The sequence below is a fragment of the Aquimarina celericrescens genome, assembly GCF_042682765.1.
GTDB lineage: Bacteria > Bacteroidota > Bacteroidia > Flavobacteriales > Flavobacteriaceae > Aquimarina > Aquimarina celericrescens.
Genome location: NZ_JBHUHY010000002.1, coordinates 706,803 through 727,930, shown reverse-complemented (window position 1 = coordinate 727,930; position 21,128 = coordinate 706,803). Strand labels below are relative to the sequence as shown.

Genomic DNA, 21,128 nt, shown 5'->3' with positions numbered 1-21,128 from the left:
TTTTTAACTTAAAGTTGTTAAGGTGTTATAGATTCTTGTTTTGTGTACACTTTTTTGGAAGCGATAAGATCGTTGATCATTTGAAATACCTCTAAGAAGATATCCAATTTCTCTTTTGGAATATGTTTTTTGACAGCATTATCAAAAGCGAAAACTACCTCTTTTGAAAAATCTCTCATTTCTACACCAAAAGGGGTCAAATATATTAATACACCACGACCGTCCTGAGGATTTTTTTTCCTGAAAATCAATCCTTTTTCTTCCATGGTTTTCAAAGTACGCGATAGACTTGTAGCTTCCATTCCCATTTTGGGGCCTAACGAAGTAGATGGAGTACCGTTTTCTGGATCGATACTCAATAAAGCGAATCCAGTAGCCATCGTACTTCCTTTTTTGCTCGCTTCTTCATTATACATTTTTGCTACTGCCATCCAAGTGGCTCTGAGCGCATAATCAATTGTTTTTTCCCTCATTCAAAAAATATTGTGAGGTAAAGGTAAGAAAATTTATTATGCACGCATAATAAAATAAGATAAAATATTTGAGACTATTCGAAGTAAGTTACGTTTTTCTAATGAATTAATAAAAAAACTCCCCATAAAATGAGGAGTTTACTGATTTATAGTTAAGCCTATACGCATATGCTATGTAATCAGTGAATTGAATTAGCCATAAATCTTGGAGTATAATGTTGCGTATTTTTCTTTTATTATTTTCCTTCTCAATTTCATAGTTGGGGTAAGATGACCAGCATCTATACTCCACTCGTCTGCGGTGAGTTCGAATTTTTTAACACGTTCCCATTTACCAAACTTTTCGTTATGCTCGTCTACCTCTTCCTGGTAACGATCAATTACCTTTTGGTTAGAAATTATTGTTTCAAAAGAGTCACCTACTTCCAGACCTTTTCGTTCTGCCCAATCTTTTAAAAATTCAAAATTTGGTTGTATTAAAGCGGCAGGCATTTTTTCTCCTTCACCAATAACCATTATCTGCTCAATAAAACGGGATTGTTTCATTGCGTTCTCAATTAATTGCGGTGCTACATATTTGCCTCCAGAAGTTTTGAACATTTCTTTTTTGCGGTCGGTGATACGTAAGAAACCTTCGCTATCTATTTCACCGATATCACCAGTATGAAAATATCCATCTTTCAGGGCTTCTTTAGTTTTTTCTTCATCTTTATAATATCCTTGCATTACCTGAGGACCCTTCACCAAAATTTCACCATCTTCGGCAATTTTCACTTCTGTATTAGGGAGCATTTTCCCAACTGTTCCTATCTTAAACCCTCTATTTCTTACATCGTTAACAGAAATTACAGGAGAAGTTTCGGTAAGACCATAGCCCTCCATTACAGGAAGTCCAGCGGCATTAAATACTCTTGCTAACCTAGGTTGTAAGGCAGCACTTCCTGAGGCAATTACTTTCATATTGTTTCCTAGTGCTTCTTGCCATTTGCTAAAAATAAGTTTTCTGGCGATACCTAATTTCTTTTCATATAACCATCCATTGGCACCATAAGGTTCATACTTTAATCCTAGCTCTACGGCCCAAAAGAAAAGCTTCTTTTTGATTCCGGTAAGATCTGCACCTTTGGCAATAATCTTATCATAGACTTTTTCTAGTAATCTTGGTACGGCTGTCATTACATCTGGTTTAACCTCTTTTAGATTATCACTTATGGTCTCCAGAGATTCAGCAAAATAAATAGACACACCACAATATTGATAAAAGTACATAGTCATCCTTTCATAAATGTGACAAACCGGTAAGAAACTAAGGGCTTTACTATTTCCACTTTCCAAGGGAAATCTCGTAGAACTTGCTATTGCGTTACTCACAATATTTTTATGACTAAGCATTACACCTTTTGGTCTTCCTGTAGTACCAGATGTATATATTAAGGTAGCCAGATCTTCTTCTTTAATAGAGGCCATGATCTTTTCTACCTCTTCTTGAGTACTATTATCTTTACCAAGTTCTAAAACTTCATTCCAGCTTTTACATCCTGGGATGTCATTAAAGGAATACACATCTTTCAGGGATGGTACATTGGCTTGTATGTTTTTAACTTTTTGATATACTTCTTCATCAGAAACAAAACAGTAAACGGACTCTGAGTGATTTAAAACATATTCATAATCTTCCTGGGATATGGTGGGGTAAATAGGTACATCCTGAGCACCAATTTGAAGAACGCCAATATCAATAATATTCCATTCTGTTCTGTTAGTGGAAGATATAATTGCTACTTTATCATTAGGTTTTACTCCTAGTTTTAATAATCCACGACTAATTTGGTTTGCTTTTTCTACATATTCTGCTGATGATGTTGCGACCCATTCGCCATCATATTTGGTGACTAAAGCCTTGTCTAAATTAAATTTTTCTAGTTGATAGTGTGGAAAATCAAATAGTCTAGTAATTGTCGTCATAAGTTGTTTTAAATTTTTTTTAGCAGTTTTAGATGCTTTAAAAACTACTATGCGTGCATAGTTTTGCAAATTATAAAAAATCTAATAATACGCAACTCTAATATATAAAAAAAGGCGATGTATTTTGATAACTCTTTAATATTTTATTGTTTTTATTGACGATTAAGGGTTAAGGGGTAAAAACAAAGCATATTTTCGTATCTAACGTATTTTTTCCGGTATGGTTTAATTTTGGATACAGGATTTTGAAGAAGAGACTTAAATATCGTGTGCTCTATCAAGTTTTAATATTTTATGATTTCTTATTTTTTCTCTATATTTTTTATTTTTTCTTAACAAATCACTTCGAATACTGTTGTTTATTGATACTATCTGAGTGACATATATAATAAAATCGTTAAAAAGATATTAAACTACGGATAGCATTAATGATGCTAATAAGATGAAGGTAATTTTGGTTAAAATTAAAACCTTTACGTTATGAAAACGAAACACTTATTATTTTTGACAGGACTACTGGTGTTTACTTTGTTTGGCTGTGGGCCTGCAGTTCAAACGGTTAAAATGTCAGATGAAGATCTTAGCAAGTATAGCACATTTGCATATTTGCCCAATAGTAATTTCGACGATTCGAATATCGGATATAACGATAAAACGGTAGGATCCAAAGTCATAGAAAGAGTAAATTCTAATCTTTCTAAAGCAGGGTATACTCTTGATCGTGAAAACCCAGATCTATTGGTATTGATTAGGACTAAAACTGATACGGAAACAGAAACGTACACAGATCCAATTTACGCTACTTATCCTTATGCTGATCTTACCCCTGCGGTGAGTCCTTATTATGATCCGTTCTATTACACTAATTATTATGATTATAATCAGATTGTGGGTTATGAGACAGATGTTTACAAATATAAGGAAGGCACCCTTATAGTCGATCTGGTTGATAGAAAGTCTAAAAAAGTTATCTGGAGGGGGACAGCTTCAGATCAAATCTATAAAGACAACAATTCTAAAGCGATATCAACTTATGTAGATGATATATTTGATCAATTTCCAAATGTAGCCGGTTACTAGAAGTTATAGGAAGTACTAATAATTCATCATATTTCTTAATGAAATATGATGGATTATTTTTTTTCTAACCATTTTCTTGCATTCACAAAAGCTTCAATCCATGGGGATACTTCATCATGTCTTCCTTTTGGATAATGAGCCCAGTTCCACTGAAAAATAGAGCGTTCGATATGTGGCATCATTACCAAATGGCGTCCTGTCTGATCACTCATCATCGCTGTATTATAATCTGATCCGTTTGGATTAGCTGGATATTCTTTATAACCATATTTGGCTACGATGTTATACTGATCTTCAGAAAGTGGTAGGTTGAACTTTCCTTCTCCATGAGAAATCCATACCCCTAAAGTGCTTCCTGCCATAGAGGATAACATCACAGAATTGTTCTCCTGAATTTTTACAGAAGTAAATCCACTTTCATGTTTATGGGATTGGTTATGAACCAATTTTCCATGTACTTTATGCTCTGGATTAATGACTTCCAGTTCCATAAATAACTGGCAACCATTACAAATTCCAACAGAAAGTGTGTCTTCTCGTTTAAAGAAGTTTTTTAAAGCCGCATTTGCTTTTTCATTGTATAAAAATGCACCTGCCCATCCTTTGGCAGAACCTAAAACGTCACTATTCGAAAAGCCACCAACAGCACCTATAAACTGAATATCTTCTAGAGTTTCACGACCTGAAATTAAATCAGTCATATGTACATCTTTTACATCAAAACCTGCCAGATACATAGCATTGGCCATTTCGCGTTCAGAATTACTTCCTTTTTCACGAATAATAGCTGCTTTTGGCCTTGGTTTAGAATCATCCAACAAAGGTTTTCTTCCCATAAAGTGAATAGGGAATTCAAACTGCAGCGGTTGTTTTGCAAAATTTTCATACCTGTCTTTTGCTAAATTATTGGCCGTTTGCTTCTGATCTAATAAGAAGGACGTTTTAAACCATTTGCTTCTTAATTCTTTAACATCAAGATTGAAAGAATCATCTCCGTTTTTGATCCTTATGGAACCTCCTTCTTTTGCTTTTCCTATATTGAAATATTCAATACCATTTTCAGTAAGCACTGACTCAATATTGGAATTAAGAGAACTCTGAAAAACAATTCCTGAATTTTCTGCAAACAAGAGTTTTATAGAATCAGATTCTTTAATCTGATTTAAATCAAGCTCTGCACCGAGATTGACATCTGCAAAGCATAGTTCTAATAATGTGGTAATCAAACCTCCTGACGCTACGTCATGGCCTGCAACTATTTTATTTTTTCTTATTAAACCTTGAATTACATTGAAAGTTTTCCTGAAATTGGGAGCATTTTGAATGCTCGGAGCTTCAGAACCAATTTTATTCACTATCTGAGCAAACGAAGAACCTCCTAATTTATATTTGTCATTAGATAGGTTAATGTAATAAATATCACCACCATTTTTTTGAAGCACTGGTTCTACTACTTTATTGATGTCATCACAATTAGCTGCAGCAGAAATTATTACCGTCCCCGGAGCAATGACTTCTTCATTGGGATATTTTTGCTTCATCGACAAAGAATCTTTACCCGTAGGTACATTGATCCCCAAATCAATAGCAAAATCTGATATTGCTTTGACCGCCTTATATAGTCTGGCATCTTCGCCTTCATTTTTACACGGCCACATCCAGTTGGCAGATAAAGAAACAGAGGTCAACCCTTCTTTAAGCGGAGCCCAAATAATGTTAGTTAATGCTTCAGAGATAGAATTTTTGCTTCCGGCTTCGGGATCAATCAATCCAGAAATAGGGGAGTGACCAATGCTGGTAGCAATGCCTTCGGTACTTTTATAATCTAAAGCCATGACACCACAATTATTTAGGGGTAATTGTAGTGGCCCCGCACATTGTTGTTTTGCAACACGGCCACCAACACAGCGATCAACCTTATTAGTTAACCAGTCTTTACAGGCGACAGCTTCGAGTTGTAATACACTTTCTAAGTACCCCTGAAAATCTTTAATATCATAACTTAGGCCATCGTAATTGCGAGTAATGGTTTGATCATTCATGATCGTCTTAGGAGAACTGCCAAACATATCTACTAAAGCAAGATCCATGGGTTTGTCACCTTTAGTTTTGGATTCAAACGTAAAGCGATGATCACCTGTTACGTCTCCCACCTGATACATAGGAGAACGCTCACGCGCAGCAATACGCTTAAGAGTATCTATATGTTTTTGTGCAATAACTAACCCCATACGTTCTTGAGATTCGTTACCGATGATTTCTTTTGCAGATAAAGTAGGATCACCTACCGGTAATTTATCAAGGTCGATTTTACCACCGGTTTCTTCAACCAGTTCTGAAAGACAGTTCAAATGGCCACCGGCACCATGATCATGAATGGAAACAATAGTATTTTCTTCACTTTCAACCATACCTCGAATGGCATTAGCAGCACGTTTTTGCATTTCGGGATTAGAGCGTTGAACGGCGTTCAATTCGATACCGCTGCTAAACTCTCCTGTATCAGCAGAAGATACCGCAGCACCACCCATACCAATGCGATAATTTTCTCCGCCAAGAATGACAATTTTGTCTCCGGTTTCGGGAGTGTCTTTTAGAGCTTGCTCGGCTTTTCCGTAGCCAATACCACCGGCTTGCATAATTACTTTATCAAAACCTAGTTTTCTGGCGTGCTCTTCGTGCTCGAAGGTTAAAACAGATCCCGTAATAAGCGGCTGCCCAAATTTGTTGCCAAAATCTGAAGCTCCATTAGAAGCTTTGATCAAAATATCCATCGGAGTTTGATATAACCAATCTCTTTCGTCCATGGCTCGTTCCCAAGGACGATTTTCTTCTAACCTTGAATAAGAAGTCATGTACACTGCGGTTCCTGCAAGAGGTAAAGAACCTTTTCCACCAGCTAACCGATCTCTTATTTCACCGCCAGAACCGGTAGCAGCTCCATTAAATGGCTCTACCGTAGTCGGGAAGTTATGTGTTTCAGCTTTAAGAGAGATTACACTTTCGAACTCACTCTCTTGATAATAATCCGGTTTATCGGCTGTTTTTGGAGCAAACTGAGTAGCTTTTGGCCCTTTTATAAAGGCAACATTGTCTTTATATGCAGAAACTATATCGTTTGGATTCGTTTCAGATGTCTTTTTAATTAATTTGAATAGTGACGATGGTTGTTCTTCTCCATCGATTACAAAAGTTCCATTAAATATTTTGTGACGGCAATGCTCTGAATTTACTTGCGAGAATCCGAACACCTCAGAATCGGTAAGTTTTCTCCCTATTTTTTTGCTTACACCTTCAAGATATTCTATTTCTTCCTCGCTTAGGGCGAGACCTTCACTCTTATTATAGGATGCAATATCATCAATTTCAAGAATTGGATCTGGTTGAATATTAACAGTATAAATATCTTGATCTAGACTATCATATTTTTGCGAAAGCATAGGGTCAAAATCGATAAAATCTTTTGGTACCGCGGTAAACTCTTCAATTCTAATGATACCTTCGATACCCATATTCTGCGTTATTTCAACCGCGTTGGTGCTCCATGGAGTGACCATTGCAGCACGTGGACCAACAAAAAAAGCGTCGATAGACGCCACAAATAATTTAGATTGGTTGCCAAATAGCCAGGTAAGTTTTTCTGTAGTTAAAGGGGATATTTCTTGATTGGTTTGAACCGCAAATACGGTCTCGTTTTGGTTTCCGAAGAAATGAATCATTTTATGGGTACATTGTGTTGTGTTGAACAAGCTGCAAATTTACTATTTTATTAGCAAAGAATAGCATAAAATTAGAATTCAATGGCAGAGTTATTCACCAAATTTTGAACAATACCTGTTAAGATTGTTTTTCTAATAAAGCCATATAAAATCCATCAAAACCGGATTGGTGAGATAATATTTTTTTGTCTTTAACCAATTTAAAATCTGCTCCGGCTTCTTTTGACAGGAAATTGTTCACTTGATCCTGATTTTCTGAAGGTAAAATCGAGCAAGTAGCGTATACCAGCTTACCTCCTGGTTTTACCATTTTGGAATAGCTTTCTAAAATATCGGATTGTGTTTGTCTGATTTTTTCTAAAAATTCGGGTTGTAATTTCCATTTGGCATCTGGATTTCTGCGTAACACTCCCAAACCACTACAAGGTGCATCAATTAATACCCGATCTGCTTTGTCATGAAGTTTTTTGATATCTTTCGTACTTTCGATAACTCTTGGTTCAATATTATGGGCACCGGCTCTTCGCGCTCTTCTTTTTAGCTCTTTCAATTTATTGGCGTAAATATCCATAGCAATGATCTGTCCTTTATTTTGCATCAAAGCTGCAAGGTGAAGTGTTTTACCACCAGCACCTGCACAGGCATCTACTACTCGTTGTCCTGGCTTTACATCAAGGAAATCTGCTACTAATTGTGAAGACGCATCTTGTACTTCAAATAAGCCTTTTTTAAAAGCCTCGGTACTAAAAACATTAGTTCTTTCTACGAGTTGAAGAGCATTAGGATTACCTTTGATAAATTCGGTATCAATGTTTTCATCTTCAAGCGCTCCTCTTAATTTATCCCTTGATATTTTGAGTGTATTCGCACGTAGGATTACAGGAGCTTGTTGATTTAAAGCATGAATCTCTTTATCCCAATGTTTTCCTAGTTCTTTTTGACCTAATTCGTCTAGCCAATCAGGAATAGATTCTTTAAATTTTCTGATATTGCTTAATTCATCAAATCGGCCTTTAATACGCCTGGTAGGGGTAGGGGCGATTTGTTTCCAATCGGGTAATGAAATACCTCTTAACGTCGCCCAGACTGCAAAGACTCTCCATAGATTTTCTCTGGAAAAAGGCTCTTTTACTTCTGCAATCTCTGCATACAACCGCTTCCAACGTACTATTTCATACACTGTTTCTGCGACAAAACTACGATCACGAGATCCCCATCGTTTATCCCGTTTCAGTAATTTTTGCACCACCTTATCAGCATACTCACCCTTGTTGAATATTTTATCCAAACCATCGATTACTGCAAAGACCAGGTTTCTATGTAAGCGCATTGTATTATTTTTTTAGGTCTGCAAAGGTATACCTTTGTTACCAAATACAGTTATATTTGGGTATAATTATTGACTATGAGACTCACTATTATCGCATTATTTGGACTAACGCTAACTTTTTGCAAACCAAAAGACAGGGTAGTGGCTCATGATTTCTCTAAAGTTGATATTGAAGTTATATTAAAGGATTCTTTTAGTATTAGAGCTATCGCAGTATATTATGATACTCTTCTGGGTTTCGGATTTAATAAAGGATATGGTTTTATAAACCTAAAAACTCACAAAACTCATATAATAAATTTTGAAAAAGCTGATCCTAATGAAATAAAAAGTAATGAGATTGCAGAGCAACGCGCGGTAAGTTTTGCGGACAATTCATTTTTCTCTTTGGGGATTGGTTCTCCGGTAAGATTAAGAAAGATTAATTTTGATAATAAAGAAGAAAGGATAGTTTATACAGAGGATCATAAAAAAGCATTTTATGATTCCCTTACTTTTTGGAACGATTCTGAAGGAATTGCCATGGGAGACCCAACCGATGATTGCTTATCTATAATTATTACGCGAGATGGTGGAGACCGTTGGGAGAAAGTTTCCTGCGTTAACCTACCTAAAACAATCGAAGGTGAAGCCGCATTTGCTGCCAGTAATGGCAATATTGCTATAGTCGATGATCATACCTGGATTATATCTGGAGGCATGAAATCCCGAGTGTTTTATTCACCTGATAAAGGTAGGAACTGGGAAGTTTTTGAAACGCCTATTGTGCAGGGTAGTTCAACCACAGGAGGATATTCCATTGATTTTTACGATAAAGAAAATGGAATTATCTACGGGGGTGACTATACAAAACCAGAAAGTAATCTTGCCAACAAGGCTATTACAACAGATGGTGGTAGAAGCTGGCGTCTAATTAAAGATGGATCTGATTATAAAAGTTGTGTTAGATATGTGCCTAATGGTGGGAGTAAAGAAATTGTGGCGATTGGGTTTACGGGTATTTCTATCTCGAATGATTATGGCCAACATTGGAGAGAACTGAGCAAAGAAAGTTTTTATACGCTACGATTTATAAATGATAGCACTGCAATAGCTGCAGGAAAAGGAAGAGTGGCTAGATTGTCTTTTAAATAGAAAAGAGTCTACTGATCGAAAGCCTCTGTTTGTAAACTTCTTTAATCATTTCTTCGGTTCCGCCATTGCCTAATACGTTCTAACAGTCTTTTGTTAAAATCGTTTTCTGCTTTTATAAGTCTTAAAATCTTTTTATTAGATATAACAGTCTGTAGATCTTTGATAAGTGTTTTTCTGGCCTGCGTTTTTTGAGTTTCGGCTTCTAAATAATTACTTAAAAACTCTCCTGCTTGCCGATCGCTTAGCCCATCAGATCCTTCATTAGCATCCTTAAGAGCTCTTATAAGCTTACGCTCTTCTTTTTTAAGTTTTTCTAGCGTTTCTTCATGTGTGTTGTATATTGGCCAAAATTGTTGAGCTTCTTTACTGCTCAAATTTAACTGCTCGGTAATATAAGCCACTTTGAATGCTTTGATCTTTTCTCCCGCAGGATTTTGACCGATGGCATTTAGCGATACAAAAGCTATACCTATACATAGTAATATCTTATTCATCAATTTAAATTTTTATAACCTTCATTTGGATATTAAAAATACCCATTTCATCCATTTTAATCTGTAAGTATGATTTCATCTACCAAATCTTTATCAGATAAATATTCCAATAATTCTTCTTCAGAAATAACTTTTTCTTCAAAAAAATCAGAATATTTAGTTTCTTCATTTATTAAGAAAGCCATATCATCATTACTCAAGTCGATATTACCCTCTATAAAATAATCTTGAATATCAGCTAATTCTATATCATCAATCCCTTGAAGAGGGTCATTTTCTTTGTTCATAAATACTGAAATGATAACGGCAATCATAGCAGCAATCCCTGAAACATACAAAAGGTTTCTTTTGGAGAATAAAGAAATGATCTTTCCTTTATTCTCCCGATCATTTAATTTTTGTCTTAACGTATCCTCTAGAGAATCAAAATAACCATTAGGCACCTTAAAACCCGAGTCATTTTTGATAGATGATGGTTGCTCCTCTTTTATGTCAAAAGCAATTTTTTTTGAAAGTTTTTTTTCTAAACTTTCAAAATAATCTTCTGGCACCTTGAAACCGGCATTATTTTTATGTAAGTTATCTTTTTTCACTGCATATATGACTTATCAAATGTAAAAAGGTTTAATCATTTTTTAAAAACTCTTCTATCTTTTTAGAGGCTAAGTGGTATGATGCTTTTAAGGCACCTTCACTGGTTTCTAAAATTTCGGACATTTCTCTATATTTCAATTCCTGAAAATACTTCATATTAAATACTTGTTGTTGTTTTTGAGGTAATGTCGCGATTGCTTTTTGTAACTGTAGTTGCATTTCATTGCCCTCAAAGTATATATCGGCTTCCAGATTTTGTATAAGCCGAAGACTTAATTCTTCGTTGGTGATGTTATGTTTTTTTGCTTTTTGATTTAGAAATGTAATAGATTCATTAGTAGCAATACGATACAACCAAGAATAAAGTTTACTATCACCTTTAAATTTTTTTATGTTTTTATATACTTTAATGAATACATTTTGCAATACATCATCTGTATCATCGTGGTTTTTGACCATGTTCCTTATATGCCAATATAATCGTTGCTGATATAATGATACCAATTCACTAAATGCCGAATTAATATCGTTATCAGATTGCAGAGAGATGAGTAGGCGTTCTTCTTCTTCTTTATTTATGCTCAAGTAATTATATTTTATACGTTGGATTAATATGTAACCCTGCACATAAGACTAAAGTAAACAAAAAAGGTTTAATGTAGTAATTTAAGAATTATAGATTTACTTTTTTGTAAGAAATTGTAAGAATTTGTGTTAAAATTGATGTTAATTTACTTTTTTTTCGGATAAAATACATTTTATACTTGTCGAATTGAAAAAAAGTAGTATCTTTACAGCGTAATAAAGAATAAATACTTTCATTCTCCCCAAGATGAAAGGTTTTAATAAAAGTGAGTTTTAATTTTAGAGTAAGCCCCTAAATTAAGATGATTTGTGTGAAGAAAAAGAGTGCGTCCAGCACTCTTTTTTTTTATTATATTTTTTGTAAAATCATTTGAAGGACAAATAATCTTGTAAGATAAATACTACATTATAATTTTATTTAACAATTTTATTGTGTTAAAAAACATATTTTTTATGATAAAATACAATTTTTGTTTGGTAGATTAAAAAAAGATAGTATCTTTACATCGTAATAAAGAATAAATACTTTCATTCTCCCCAAGATGAAAGATTTTAATAAAAGTGAGTTTTAATTTTAGAGTAAGCCCCTAAATTAAGATGATTTGTGTGAAGAAAAAGAGTGCGTCCAGCACTCTTTTTTATTTGAAAATGTTTCTAAAATCTGGACTGAATACTTTCGGCTTGAATACATAACCTTATGGTTACGTAAGAATAATATTACAATTTTAGTAATTATTTTTAAAATTTATAGATGAAAAGTATTTTTTTTGGATAAAATAAATATTTTTCTTGCAGGAGTCGATTGTTAGCTTTATATTTGTACTATAATATTAGAATTGATTCTTTCATTTCCCCTAAGATGAAATGATTTTAATAAAAGTGAGTTTTAATTTTAGAGTAAGCCCCTAAATTAAGATGATTTGTGTGAAGAAAAAGAGTGCATCCAGCACTCTTTTTTATTTTAACAAATTGATTATCAGTTAAATATTAATCGAAAGATTGTAAAGTAACTAATCTTTGATAAGCTCCATTCTTGGCTATTAACTCTTCATGACGACCTTTTTCGATGATTTTTCCTTTTTGCATTACAACGATTAAATCTGAATTTTGTATCGTAGATAATCTATGAGCGATTACGATGCTTGTTCGGTTTTTCATCATATTTTCTAATGCCGACTGCACTAATCGTTCACTTTCTGTATCCAAAGCAGAAGTAGCCTCGTCTAATATCATAATCGGCGGATTTTTAAGAACCGCCCTTGCTATCGATAGACGTTGTTTCTGTCCACCACTTAGTTTATTACCACTGTCACCAATATTGGTTTCGATACCTTTTGGTAAGTCTTTCACAAATTCCCAGGCATTGGCAACCTTTAGTGCGTCGATAATTTCTTCTTCTGTAGCATGTTCGTCACCTATCAATAAATTATTTTTTATACTGTCATTAAAAAGAATAGAATCTTGAGTTACAAGACCCATCAGCCCTCGTAAGGATTCTTTAGTTAAATCTCGAATATCTGTATTATCAATTTTAATACTTCCTTTATTTACATCATAAAATCGGGTGACAAGATTAGCAATGGTAGATTTTCCGCTACCAGATTGTCCTACTAAGGCAATCGCACTCCCTTTGGGAACCCTTAACGAAAAATCATCAAGAACATATTCATCTTCATATTTGAAGGATATATTTTCTAAAGTTATGTCAGTATTGAAATCTCTTTTTTCTTGTGCATCTGGTTTGTCCTGTAAAGGAGAGGAGGTGTTCAAAATTTCGAGTACCCTTTCTGCTGCTGCATTTCCACGCTTTACACCATAACTTGCCTTTGAAATTGCTTTAGCAGGGGTAAGGATATTATATGCTAATCCCATATATACAATAAAAAGTCCTGGATCCAATGATTTTTCGACTAAAACCATTTGTCCACCATACCATAGGAGAATGGCAATTACTGTAATTCCTAAAAATTCACTTGTCGGGGAAGCTAAATTTTGCCGATTTAGTAGGGTATTTGAATAATTATAAAATCTAGATGTAGACTCTTTGAATTTTCGATTAAAAATCTTCTCAGCATTGAATCCCTTTATAACTTTGAGTCCACCTAAAGTTTCTTCGACTATGGACAAGAAGAATCCTTGCTCTTTCTGTACTTTGTCCGAGTGTTTTTTTAACCTCTTTCCAATTAATGAAATTAAAAATCCCGATATCGGTATAAATATGAAAACGAATACGGTCAGTTTTACACTAATAAGCAACATGGCACAAATAGTGAATAAGATCATTAGAGGTTCTCTTACAATAAGTTCAAGTATGGATAAAAAGGAATGTTGTATTTCCAGAACATCTGTAGAAATTCTAGCGATAGTATCCCCTTTACGTTTTTCGGAAAAGAAGGAAAGAGGTAAGTCTACGGTTTTTTTATATAATTCATTACGAATATCTTTTAGAACACCATTTCTGAGAAAAGTAATAAAATACATGGCCAGATAACTAAAAATGTTCTTCAGAAAGAACATACTAATAACTAAGGCAACCATAAAGATAAGTACATCGTCATTTCCTTGATCAGCTTTTTGTGTAACATAATAATTTAAATATGCCTCACTATATTCTCGTACCTTTAACAATCCATTCCATTCGGGTTTGATTTTTACCTTATCAGTTTTGCCAAATAATACATTCAGCATCGGAAATAAAGAAACCATAGCCAATGTCCCGAATAGGGCGTAAAAAATATTAGAAATAATATTTAAAATGGCATAAATTCTATAAGGTTTCGCAAAGCGAAGAATTTGTTTAAAATAATTCATTAAGTATGTAGAACAGTTGTACTGCTATTTAAGTTAATTTTAGATCTTTTTTGATAGCCTCAATTTTGCTATCTAATTGTTGCTGTACCTGGTCAAAGTCATTAACCGAGGCAAGAGACTCTTGAATACTGATGTAAAATTTAATTTTTGGTTCAGTCCCACTAGGCCTTGCGGCAATTTTGCTTCCTCCTTCAGTATAGAATATCAGAACATTTGATTTTGGTATGTCGATAGAGCTTTCAGAATGATACTGAAGATTTTTCGCAACACTAGTTTGATAATCTTCAATTAGGATAACTTTTTCATTATTGATATGTGTAGGCGGATCATTTCTTAAGTCTACCATAGTTTGTTTGATCTCTGCCGCCCCATCAATTCCCTTTTTTACTAAAGAAACCAAACTTTCTTTATAAAAACCGTGTTTGGTGTACAATTCTAATAAGGTTTTGTAAAAAGAGCTACCTTTTTCTTTAGTAAAGGCTACAATTTCACATGCAAGCAGGGTAGAGGTGACAGCATCTTTATCCCTCACAAAATCACCAACCATAAACCCAAAACTTTCTTCTCCACCGCCAATAAAATGTTTGTTAGGATAATCCTTGATTAACTTTGCTATCCATTTGAAACCAGTAAGTACCTCTTTATATTCGACACCATAAGCCTGTGAAAGACTTCTCATCATGGGGGTAGATACAATAGTCGAGGCGACAAATTCATTTCCTTTTAATCCTATATTGTTTTTATAGTGCTCTAATAAAAACCAGGTCATTACGATCATGGTCTGGTTGCCATTAAGTAATTGTAAGTCGCCATCGCTATTTCGAACCGCAATTCCTAATCGATCACAATCTGGATCTGTGCCGATAACAATGTCTGCATTCACCTTTTTGGCAAGATCCATTGCCATGGTTAATGCTTCTGGTTCTTCAGGATTTGGAGATTTTACTGTTGGAAAATTACCATCGGGTTCTGCCTGTTCTTCAACTATATGTACATTTTTATAACCAGCTTTTTTTAGTGTTTCTGGTACTGCAGTAATCGATGTACCGTGTAATGATGTAAAAACAATGGTTGTATTATCTTTAGCTTCCTGACTGGCTGCAAAACTTCCGTTTTTTACACATTGATCAATAAAAAGAGCATCAATTTCTTTGTCAATCGTTTGAATAAGATCAGGATTAGCCTTAAATTTTATATCTGAATATTGTAGTGTATTTATCTCGGCTATAATTTCACCATCTTGTGGTGGGACTAATTGTCCACCATCTTGCCAGTATACTTTATAGCCATTGTATTCTGGCGGATTATGACTGGCAGTTAATACAATACCACAATGACATCCCAATTCTTTAACGGCAAAAGATAGCTCTGGAGTAGGGCGTAGACTTGAGAACAAGAATACTTGAACTCCGTTAGCCGAAAAAACATCGGCTACCACCTTTGCCAAGGTATCGCTATTATTTCTACAGTCGTAGGCAATTACTGCTTTAGGTTGCTCTCCTGGAAATTGGGAAACAAGATAATTACTCAATCCTTGTGTACTTTTTCCTAACGTATATTTATTAATGCGATTAGTCCCAATACCCATGATGCCACGCATACCACCGGTACCAAATTCCAGATTTTTATAAAAGCTTTCTTTTAGTTCTTCTGGATTATTATGCTGTAAATTTTGAATTTCTTTTTGCGTACCCTGATCAAAAACAGAAGTTAACCATTCATTAACTCTTTTATTGATTTCTGAATCTGTGATTTGCATGTGCTTTAATTTTAATTGCAAAAATACTATTTAATACCATTTTTTACATGAAATTACTGTGTAAAATGGTTCGTCATATTGAACTTGATTCAGGATCTCTCATTGAATAGACGTATTAGATAAGAGAGATACTCAAATAAATTAAGTATGACGTATATATCATATACAAAACGAATTGATAAACTTGTCCCCGTGTTACCTCAGTTTTGTGGAAATTGAAGTATTATTGTTGGTTTTTAGTTTTTCTGTCACCCTTCGAGAGCATTTCGATAAACTCAGCATGCCACCTCAGGGTTCATTGATGTTGGGCTGAGGCCCTCGAAGCCCGTCATAAAAATGCTATCACAAATTAACCCTCTCAGAAATATTATACCGTTCTTTACTTCTTTTGCTGGTAAGGATAATCTCTCCCAAAAATCCGGCAAGAAAAAATTGAGTTCCCAGGATCATCGATGTTAAGGCGACATAAAATTCTGGACGCTGTGCAATGAGTCTTCCTGCAGTTTCTATGAAAAGTTTGTCAATCCCAAGATAAACAGCAAAACAAAAACCAACAATGAATAATAGGGTACCGATCAAACCAAAAAAGTGCATAGGGCGTTTGCCAAATCTCGACATAAACCAAATGGTCACCAGATCCAGAAAACCATTGATAAAACGATTCATCCCAAACTTGGTTTTACCGTATTTTCTAGCTTGATGCATTACAACTTTTTCACCAATTTTGGTAAATCCTGCATTTTTAGATAATACCGGGATATAGCGATGCATTTCGCCATGAACATCGATATTTTTGACCACTATATTTTTATAGGCTTTAAGGCCACAATTGAAATCATGTAATTTTACTCCAGACGTTCTTCTGGCAGCAGCATTAAACAATTTAGAAGGTAGATTTTTTGCAATAACCGAATCGTATCGTTTTTTCTTCCAGCCAGAGATCAAATCATAATCCTCTTGGTTGATCAGATCATACAATTCTGGGATTTCCTCGGGACTATCCTGTAGATCGGCATCCATAGTGATCACTACATCGCCTTTCGCTTCCTTAAATCCGGCATGTAGCGCCTGCGATTTTCCAAAATTTTTAAGGAAACGGATCCCTTTGACGTTGGTGTCTTTTTCAGAAAGTTGCATAATGGTATCCCAGGAACCATCGGTACTCCCGTCATCGATAAAGAGGATTTCATAAGAAAAAGAATTGGATTGCATAACTTTTGCAATCCAATTATATAATTCATTAAGTGACTCCTGCTCATTAAGCAGTGGTATGACCACAGATATATTCATAAAGTATTAAAAGTCTTGTTTCTTTTGCATTGCCAGCCCGGTAAAAAGTGAAATGATAAGTCCTAGAAACAAATTCCATATTAGAGCAAAAGCGCCAATCATGTAGGGCGATGTAAATTTTTTAGCCATTTCCAGGCTTTGATTTAATTGAGCTTCAGACATATCAGGATAACTTTCGATCATCTGTTCGCGTTGCGCTTGATTTATTTGATTCACAATCTCGGGTTCGATAACATTCATGAGCAGAATGGTCCAAATAACTCCTATAATTCCACCAATAAGTGCAATACCTACTCCAATTTTTAGCGCCTCACCCAATTTTAGAAACCCATTGTTGGCTGTTTTAAAGGCTTTAATTCCATAGATGATCACACCGGCAATAATAGCGATACCAATAACAGTATTTATCCAGTTTTGCTTAGCATATCCATCGGTGATATAGATGATCACTCCCATGATCACAGAGAGCATACCTAGAATTATCCCGTAGTTTATAATGATTTTTTTGGTAGAGGTTGTTTCATTTTCCATGTATACAATAGTTTTGGTTATGTATAACCATAAGTATTCAAAGATAGTAAAATGTTACAAGTTGGAGTCGAAATAAATTAAAAGGAAATTAATTGATAGATTTAAAAAAAAATAGTTTAATAATAATAATACAACTTCTAAAATGGATTTCGGTTTTTTTGCATGATGGCTCCTGCGAATAGAGAAATAATTACTCCTAGTACCAAATAAAGAATTAAGGTTATTGACATATTAATAAGATAATCATTTTCTTTATTCACTGTTTTATTTCGTTCTTGTGATTCTTTTGCCGTTAGATAATCGGTTGAATTAAACATCTCTTGAATTGTTTCGGCTGAAATTACCTCTACGAAAAAAATATCACCAATTTTTTGCATAACAATACTGATAAAAGTAATTCCAAATCCAACTTTTAAAGCTTGCCATAAGGTTAAAAAACCATGATTTTGGGATTTGTATTTATAAATACCATAAAATACGAATCCAATATAAAGGAACAATTCAAAAATAGAATAAGCCCAATTAGCAGTATCTCTATTACCAGTAATATGACGAGAAAAACCATATATAACCAAAATAGAACCAAGAATTAATCCATAGACTAATATATTTTTTTTGGTAGAAATAGTAGTTTCTTCCATATAGCAAAATTGTTATAAAATTGTTAATAATCTATATAGCATACAAATATAAAAAATATTGTAACTTCAAATAAATTAGCTTTTCATCGGGTTAATATACATTTTTATCGTATATTTACCAAATTAATTACGGTTTTTCCGTAAACAAAGGATGGCCTGAGATTGCGTTAAATAAGGAGTTTCGGGGATAAATAACTTAAAAATAAAATCGATTGAAATAAGACGATTTAGATCAAAAAGAGAGAAAAAATCCTGAAAAGGGCACTAAAAAATTTATTTTAAATACCCCAATTTTTAAAATTGATTAAATAACAATAAAATCAATGTTTATGAAAAAATTATTACTTTTGACTATCCTTTTTTCTTTAATTGGGATTACATCTTGTACAACGGATGAAGAAAATCTTGAATTTTCCCAAGAAGAGAAGGAACTTTTGGTTAAGCAAGCTTTAATTGAATTGAATAAAAGTGCCGTTAAAACAGGTAAATTTCAGCAATTTATGGAGTCCTTATCTCAAAAAACAGCCAATGATAACCTAAGTAGTTCAGATGTAGAAACTTTGTTTCAAGAGTTTTTGGGTGATCAATCACAGACCTTTTTGGATTTATATTATCAACTTGAGGCAATTAACATGACGGGTGAAGAATTCACACGGATTGCCGATCAATATGAATATCTGAAATCGGGAGTAAATAGTAAACATCAGAAGAGTACAGAGGGTTGTGGTATGAGCTTGGGATGTGCTATACTGGATTGGCTAAAACAAACTTCGGCACCAAACTAACAATCTATTTTGTGCACAACAATCAACAACAAAGATTTTACAAGAATTAAATCCATTTTCAGAAGAATAAAATGAAAATGGATTTCTTTGGTAAAAAACATTTTGCAATTCACAAAATAATTGTAAATTTGCACCTCGAATTTAGAAAAGATAATTAAGATGAGAAAAGATATTCACCCAGAAAATTATAGATTAGTTGCTTTTAAAGATATGTCTAACGATGAAGTTTTCTTAACGAAATCTACAGCAAATACTAAAGAAACTTTAGAAGTAGATGGTGTAGAGTACCCGTTAGTGAAATTAGAAATTTCAAGAGCTTCTCATCCGTTCTATACAGGAAAATCAAAATTGATCGATACTGCAGGACGTATCGACAAGTTCAAGAATAAATATGCCAAATTCAAAAAGTAATTTGGATATACAATATATTGAAAAGCCTTTCTCTACGCAGAAAGGCTTTTTTTGTTGCCCTTCGAGTATCCTCAGGGCCACTTAATAATTCGTTTTCGTGAGCACTGAGGCTCTCAAAGTGCGGATATGAAGCAACTCCACCCTTCCAGTATCCTCAGGGTTCGTTTAGATACTTATTTCAAAATAAAATAGCCAAACAACATTATTTTTAACACGAACGTCTTTATTTTTGCAATGATTCGAATTATTAACTTTTTGAGATCAGCGCATGAATTATATTCTTTTTGACGGAGCGTCACGTGATGCTTTATTACCTTTCACATTTACCAGACCGGTGGCAGAAATTCGGATAGGGATTTTAACTATTCGAGAGAAATGGGAGAAATACTTGGGATATACCACCTCTACGGTTACCGAAGAGTATTTGAGTGAGAAATTTCCTATGGTGGAATTGGCAGAGAATATTATGATTAATAGTTCTTTTTTACCTTCAGAAGATCTTGTAGAGAGAATTAAACATCTTACAGCGAATCAGGCTATCTTTTATCAAGAGGAACCTATTGCATTTCATGTAAAAGAAGATCAGGAAGTTGATTTCAAGTCCTATGAGGTTTTTCAATATGAGCAAAAAGTATTGACAGTCAAAAATACCTGGGATATATTTTCAAAAAATGAGGAAGCCATCAATCAGGATTTTGTTTTATTGACTAGTGGTAGAGAAAGTCAGCCTATCCCTGCAAGTAACAACGTGATCGCTCCAGAGCATATTTTTATTGAAGAAGGAGCGAAGCTGGAGTTTACGACGCTTAATGCCAGTAACGGACCTATTTATATTGGTAAGAATGCTGAAATCATGGAAGGTAGTATTATAAGAGGTCCTTTTGTGCTTTGTGATCATGCAGCGGTTAAAATGGGAGCAAAAATCTATGGGGGAACCACGGTAGGACCCTATTCTAAAGTAGGAGGTGAGGTCACCAATTCTGTCATCTTTGGGTATTCAAACAAAGGGCATGATGGTTATTTAGGTAACTCTGTATTGGGTGAGTGGTGTAATCTGGGTGCAGATACAAACACTTCTAATCTCAAAAATAATTATGCACCGGTACGATTATGGAGTTATGAAACTGAAGGTTTTGCCAAAACAGGATTGCAATTTTGCGGTTTGATGATGGGAGATCACTCCAAATGTGGTATCAATACCATGTTTAATACAGGAACAGTAGTGGGAGTAAGTGCTAATGTTTTTGGAAGTGGTTTTCCGCGTAATTTTATACCGAGCTATAGCTGGGGTGGTAGTGCCGGATTTACGACTTTTTTAACCAAAAAAGCTTTTGAAGTGGCAAAAGTGGTGATGTCTCGAAGAAAACTAGAATTTACTGAGGAAGATGAAAAGATTCTGGAGCATGTTTTCGAACAGACAAAACGATGGCGTAAAGAATAAGGGTTTATTAGCCTCAAAAATAGTTAAAGCTATGCACTTTAGTGCATTTACCTTTCAAGTTCTAAAGACATAATATAGTTTTTGG

General features: G+C 34.3%; 17 protein-coding genes. 5 read left to right on the top strand and 12 right to left on the bottom strand.

Annotated features, from left to right (window positions below):
* Positions 1-17: 17 nt before the first annotated feature.
* Positions 18-473: a MarR family winged helix-turn-helix transcriptional regulator gene (locus tag ACFSJT_RS03195; protein WP_378318752.1), complete on the bottom strand. Its 456-nt coding sequence runs from the start codon at positions 471-473 to the stop codon at positions 18-20.
* 192 nt (positions 474-665) lie between these two features.
* Positions 666-2,438, bottom strand: a complete 1,773-nt coding sequence (locus ACFSJT_RS03190) for an AMP-dependent synthetase/ligase (RefSeq protein ID WP_378318751.1) — start codon at positions 2,436-2,438, stop codon at positions 666-668.
* A gap of 480 nt (positions 2,439-2,918) precedes the next feature.
* Between ACFSJT_RS03190 and ACFSJT_RS03185 the strand changes: the two genes are divergently transcribed.
* Positions 2,919-3,518 carry a DUF4136 domain-containing protein gene (locus tag ACFSJT_RS03185; protein ID WP_378318750.1) on the top strand — a complete coding sequence of 200 codons (600 nt, stop codon included), beginning with the start codon at positions 2,919-2,921 and terminating at the stop codon, positions 3,516-3,518.
* 53 nt (positions 3,519-3,571) lie between these two features.
* Here ACFSJT_RS03185 and purL read toward each other — a convergent pair whose 3' ends face one another.
* Together purL and ACFSJT_RS03175 are read right to left on the bottom strand one after the other, a co-directional pair.
* Positions 3,572-7,237: a phosphoribosylformylglycinamidine synthase gene (gene purL, locus ACFSJT_RS03180; RefSeq protein ID WP_378318749.1), complete on the bottom strand. Its 3,666-nt coding sequence runs from the start codon at positions 7,235-7,237 to the stop codon at positions 3,572-3,574.
* A 118-nt stretch (positions 7,238-7,355) separates the two neighbouring features.
* Positions 7,356-8,567 (bottom strand): RsmB/NOP family class I SAM-dependent RNA methyltransferase, encoded by a 1,212-nt coding sequence (locus ACFSJT_RS03175; RefSeq protein ID WP_378318748.1) that lies wholly within the window; start codon positions 8,565-8,567, stop codon positions 7,356-7,358.
* Positions 8,568-8,642: 75 nt separating this feature from the next.
* On the opposite strand from ACFSJT_RS03175, the gene ACFSJT_RS03170 reads away from it, so the two are divergent.
* Entirely contained in the window at positions 8,643-9,701 is a 1,059-nt protein-coding gene (locus ACFSJT_RS03170) for a sialidase family protein (protein WP_378318747.1), read from the top strand.
* 41 nt (positions 9,702-9,742) lie between these two features.
* Here ACFSJT_RS03170 and ACFSJT_RS03165 read toward each other — a convergent pair whose 3' ends face one another.
* From ACFSJT_RS03165 to ACFSJT_RS03130, 8 genes are all read right to left on the bottom strand, one after another.
* Positions 9,743-10,195, bottom strand: coding sequence for a hypothetical protein (locus tag ACFSJT_RS03165; protein WP_378318746.1), 453 nt, complete (start codon positions 10,193-10,195; stop codon positions 9,743-9,745).
* Positions 10,196-10,251: 56 nt separating this feature from the next.
* The gene (locus ACFSJT_RS03160; protein ID WP_378318745.1) at positions 10,252-10,788 is read right to left on the bottom strand and encodes a hypothetical protein; all 537 of its coding nucleotides are present in this window, start codon (positions 10,786-10,788) and stop codon (positions 10,252-10,254) included.
* 31 nt (positions 10,789-10,819) lie between these two features.
* Positions 10,820-11,368 carry an RNA polymerase sigma factor gene (locus ACFSJT_RS03155; RefSeq protein ID WP_378318898.1) on the bottom strand — a complete coding sequence of 183 codons (549 nt, stop codon included), beginning with the start codon at positions 11,366-11,368 and terminating at the stop codon, positions 10,820-10,822.
* A 993-nt stretch (positions 11,369-12,361) separates the two neighbouring features.
* A complete protein-coding gene (locus ACFSJT_RS03150) occupies positions 12,362-14,185 on the bottom strand; it encodes an ABC transporter ATP-binding protein (RefSeq protein WP_378318744.1) in 1,824 nt (607 codons plus the stop codon).
* Between the two features lie 28 nt (positions 14,186-14,213).
* Positions 14,214-15,944: a phospho-sugar mutase gene (locus tag ACFSJT_RS03145; protein ID WP_378318743.1), complete on the bottom strand. Its 1,731-nt coding sequence runs from the start codon at positions 15,942-15,944 to the stop codon at positions 14,214-14,216.
* A gap of 342 nt (positions 15,945-16,286) precedes the next feature.
* A complete protein-coding gene (locus ACFSJT_RS03140) occupies positions 16,287-17,234 on the bottom strand; it encodes a glycosyltransferase family 2 protein (RefSeq protein ID WP_378318742.1) in 948 nt (315 codons plus the stop codon).
* A gap of 6 nt (positions 17,235-17,240) precedes the next feature.
* A complete protein-coding gene (locus ACFSJT_RS03135; RefSeq protein WP_378318741.1) occupies positions 17,241-17,765 on the bottom strand; it encodes a DUF4199 domain-containing protein in 525 nt (174 codons plus the stop codon).
* A 137-nt stretch (positions 17,766-17,902) separates the two neighbouring features.
* Entirely contained in the window at positions 17,903-18,406 is a 504-nt protein-coding gene (locus ACFSJT_RS03130; RefSeq protein ID WP_378318740.1) for a DUF4199 domain-containing protein, read from the bottom strand.
* Positions 18,407-18,735: 329 nt separating this feature from the next.
* Here ACFSJT_RS03130 and ACFSJT_RS03125 point away from each other — a divergent pair, with 329 nt between their 5' ends.
* The 3 genes from ACFSJT_RS03125 (at position 18,736) to ACFSJT_RS03115 (ending at position 21,043) form a co-directional block, all read left to right on the top strand.
* Entirely contained in the window at positions 18,736-19,191 is a 456-nt protein-coding gene (locus tag ACFSJT_RS03125; protein ID WP_378318739.1) for a hypothetical protein, read from the top strand.
* A 159-nt stretch (positions 19,192-19,350) separates the two neighbouring features.
* Positions 19,351-19,602 (top strand): type B 50S ribosomal protein L31, encoded by a 252-nt coding sequence (locus tag ACFSJT_RS03120; RefSeq protein WP_210198042.1) that lies wholly within the window; start codon positions 19,351-19,353, stop codon positions 19,600-19,602.
* Positions 19,603-19,870: 268 nt separating this feature from the next.
* Entirely contained in the window at positions 19,871-21,043 is a 1,173-nt protein-coding gene (locus ACFSJT_RS03115) for a GlmU family protein (RefSeq protein WP_378318738.1), read from the top strand.
* Positions 21,044-21,128 lie beyond the last annotated feature (85 nt).

Bases quoted from the DNA above. Each gene is read 5' to 3' on its own strand.
- ACFSJT_RS03150 (WP_378318744.1), bottom strand. From the start codon at position 14,185: ATGAATTATTTTAAACAAATTCTTCGCTTTGCGAAACCTTATAGAATT.
- purL (WP_378318749.1), bottom strand. From the start codon at position 7,237: ATGATTCATTTCTTCGGAAACCAAAACGAGACCGTATTTGCGGTTCAA.
- ACFSJT_RS03120 (WP_210198042.1), top strand. From the start codon at position 19,351: ATGAGAAAAGATATTCACCCAGAAAATTATAGATTAGTTGCTTTTAAA.
- ACFSJT_RS03145 (WP_378318743.1), bottom strand. From the start codon at position 15,944: ATGCAAATCACAGATTCAGAAATCAATAAAAGAGTTAATGAATGGTTA.
- ACFSJT_RS03125 (WP_378318739.1), top strand. From the start codon at position 18,736: ATGAAAAAATTATTACTTTTGACTATCCTTTTTTCTTTAATTGGGATT.
- ACFSJT_RS03165 (WP_378318746.1), bottom strand. From the start codon at position 10,195: ATGAATAAGATATTACTATGTATAGGTATAGCTTTTGTATCGCTAAAT.
- ACFSJT_RS03140 (WP_378318742.1), bottom strand. From the start codon at position 17,234: ATGAATATATCTGTGGTCATACCACTGCTTAATGAGCAGGAGTCACTT.
- ACFSJT_RS03130 (WP_378318740.1), bottom strand. From the start codon at position 18,406: ATGGAAGAAACTACTATTTCTACCAAAAAAAATATATTAGTCTATGGA.
- ACFSJT_RS03115 (WP_378318738.1), top strand. From the start codon at position 19,871: ATGAATTATATTCTTTTTGACGGAGCGTCACGTGATGCTTTATTACCT.
- ACFSJT_RS03170 (WP_378318747.1), top strand. From the start codon at position 8,643: ATGAGACTCACTATTATCGCATTATTTGGACTAACGCTAACTTTTTGC.
- ACFSJT_RS03185 (WP_378318750.1), top strand. From the start codon at position 2,919: ATGAAAACGAAACACTTATTATTTTTGACAGGACTACTGGTGTTTACT.
- ACFSJT_RS03175 (WP_378318748.1), bottom strand. From the start codon at position 8,567: ATGCGCTTACATAGAAACCTGGTCTTTGCAGTAATCGATGGTTTGGAT.
- ACFSJT_RS03190 (WP_378318751.1), bottom strand. From the start codon at position 2,438: ATGACGACAATTACTAGACTATTTGATTTTCCACACTATCAACTAGAA.
- ACFSJT_RS03195 (WP_378318752.1), bottom strand. From the start codon at position 473: ATGAGGGAAAAAACAATTGATTATGCGCTCAGAGCCACTTGGATGGCA.
- ACFSJT_RS03135 (WP_378318741.1), bottom strand. From the start codon at position 17,765: ATGGAAAATGAAACAACCTCTACCAAAAAAATCATTATAAACTACGGG.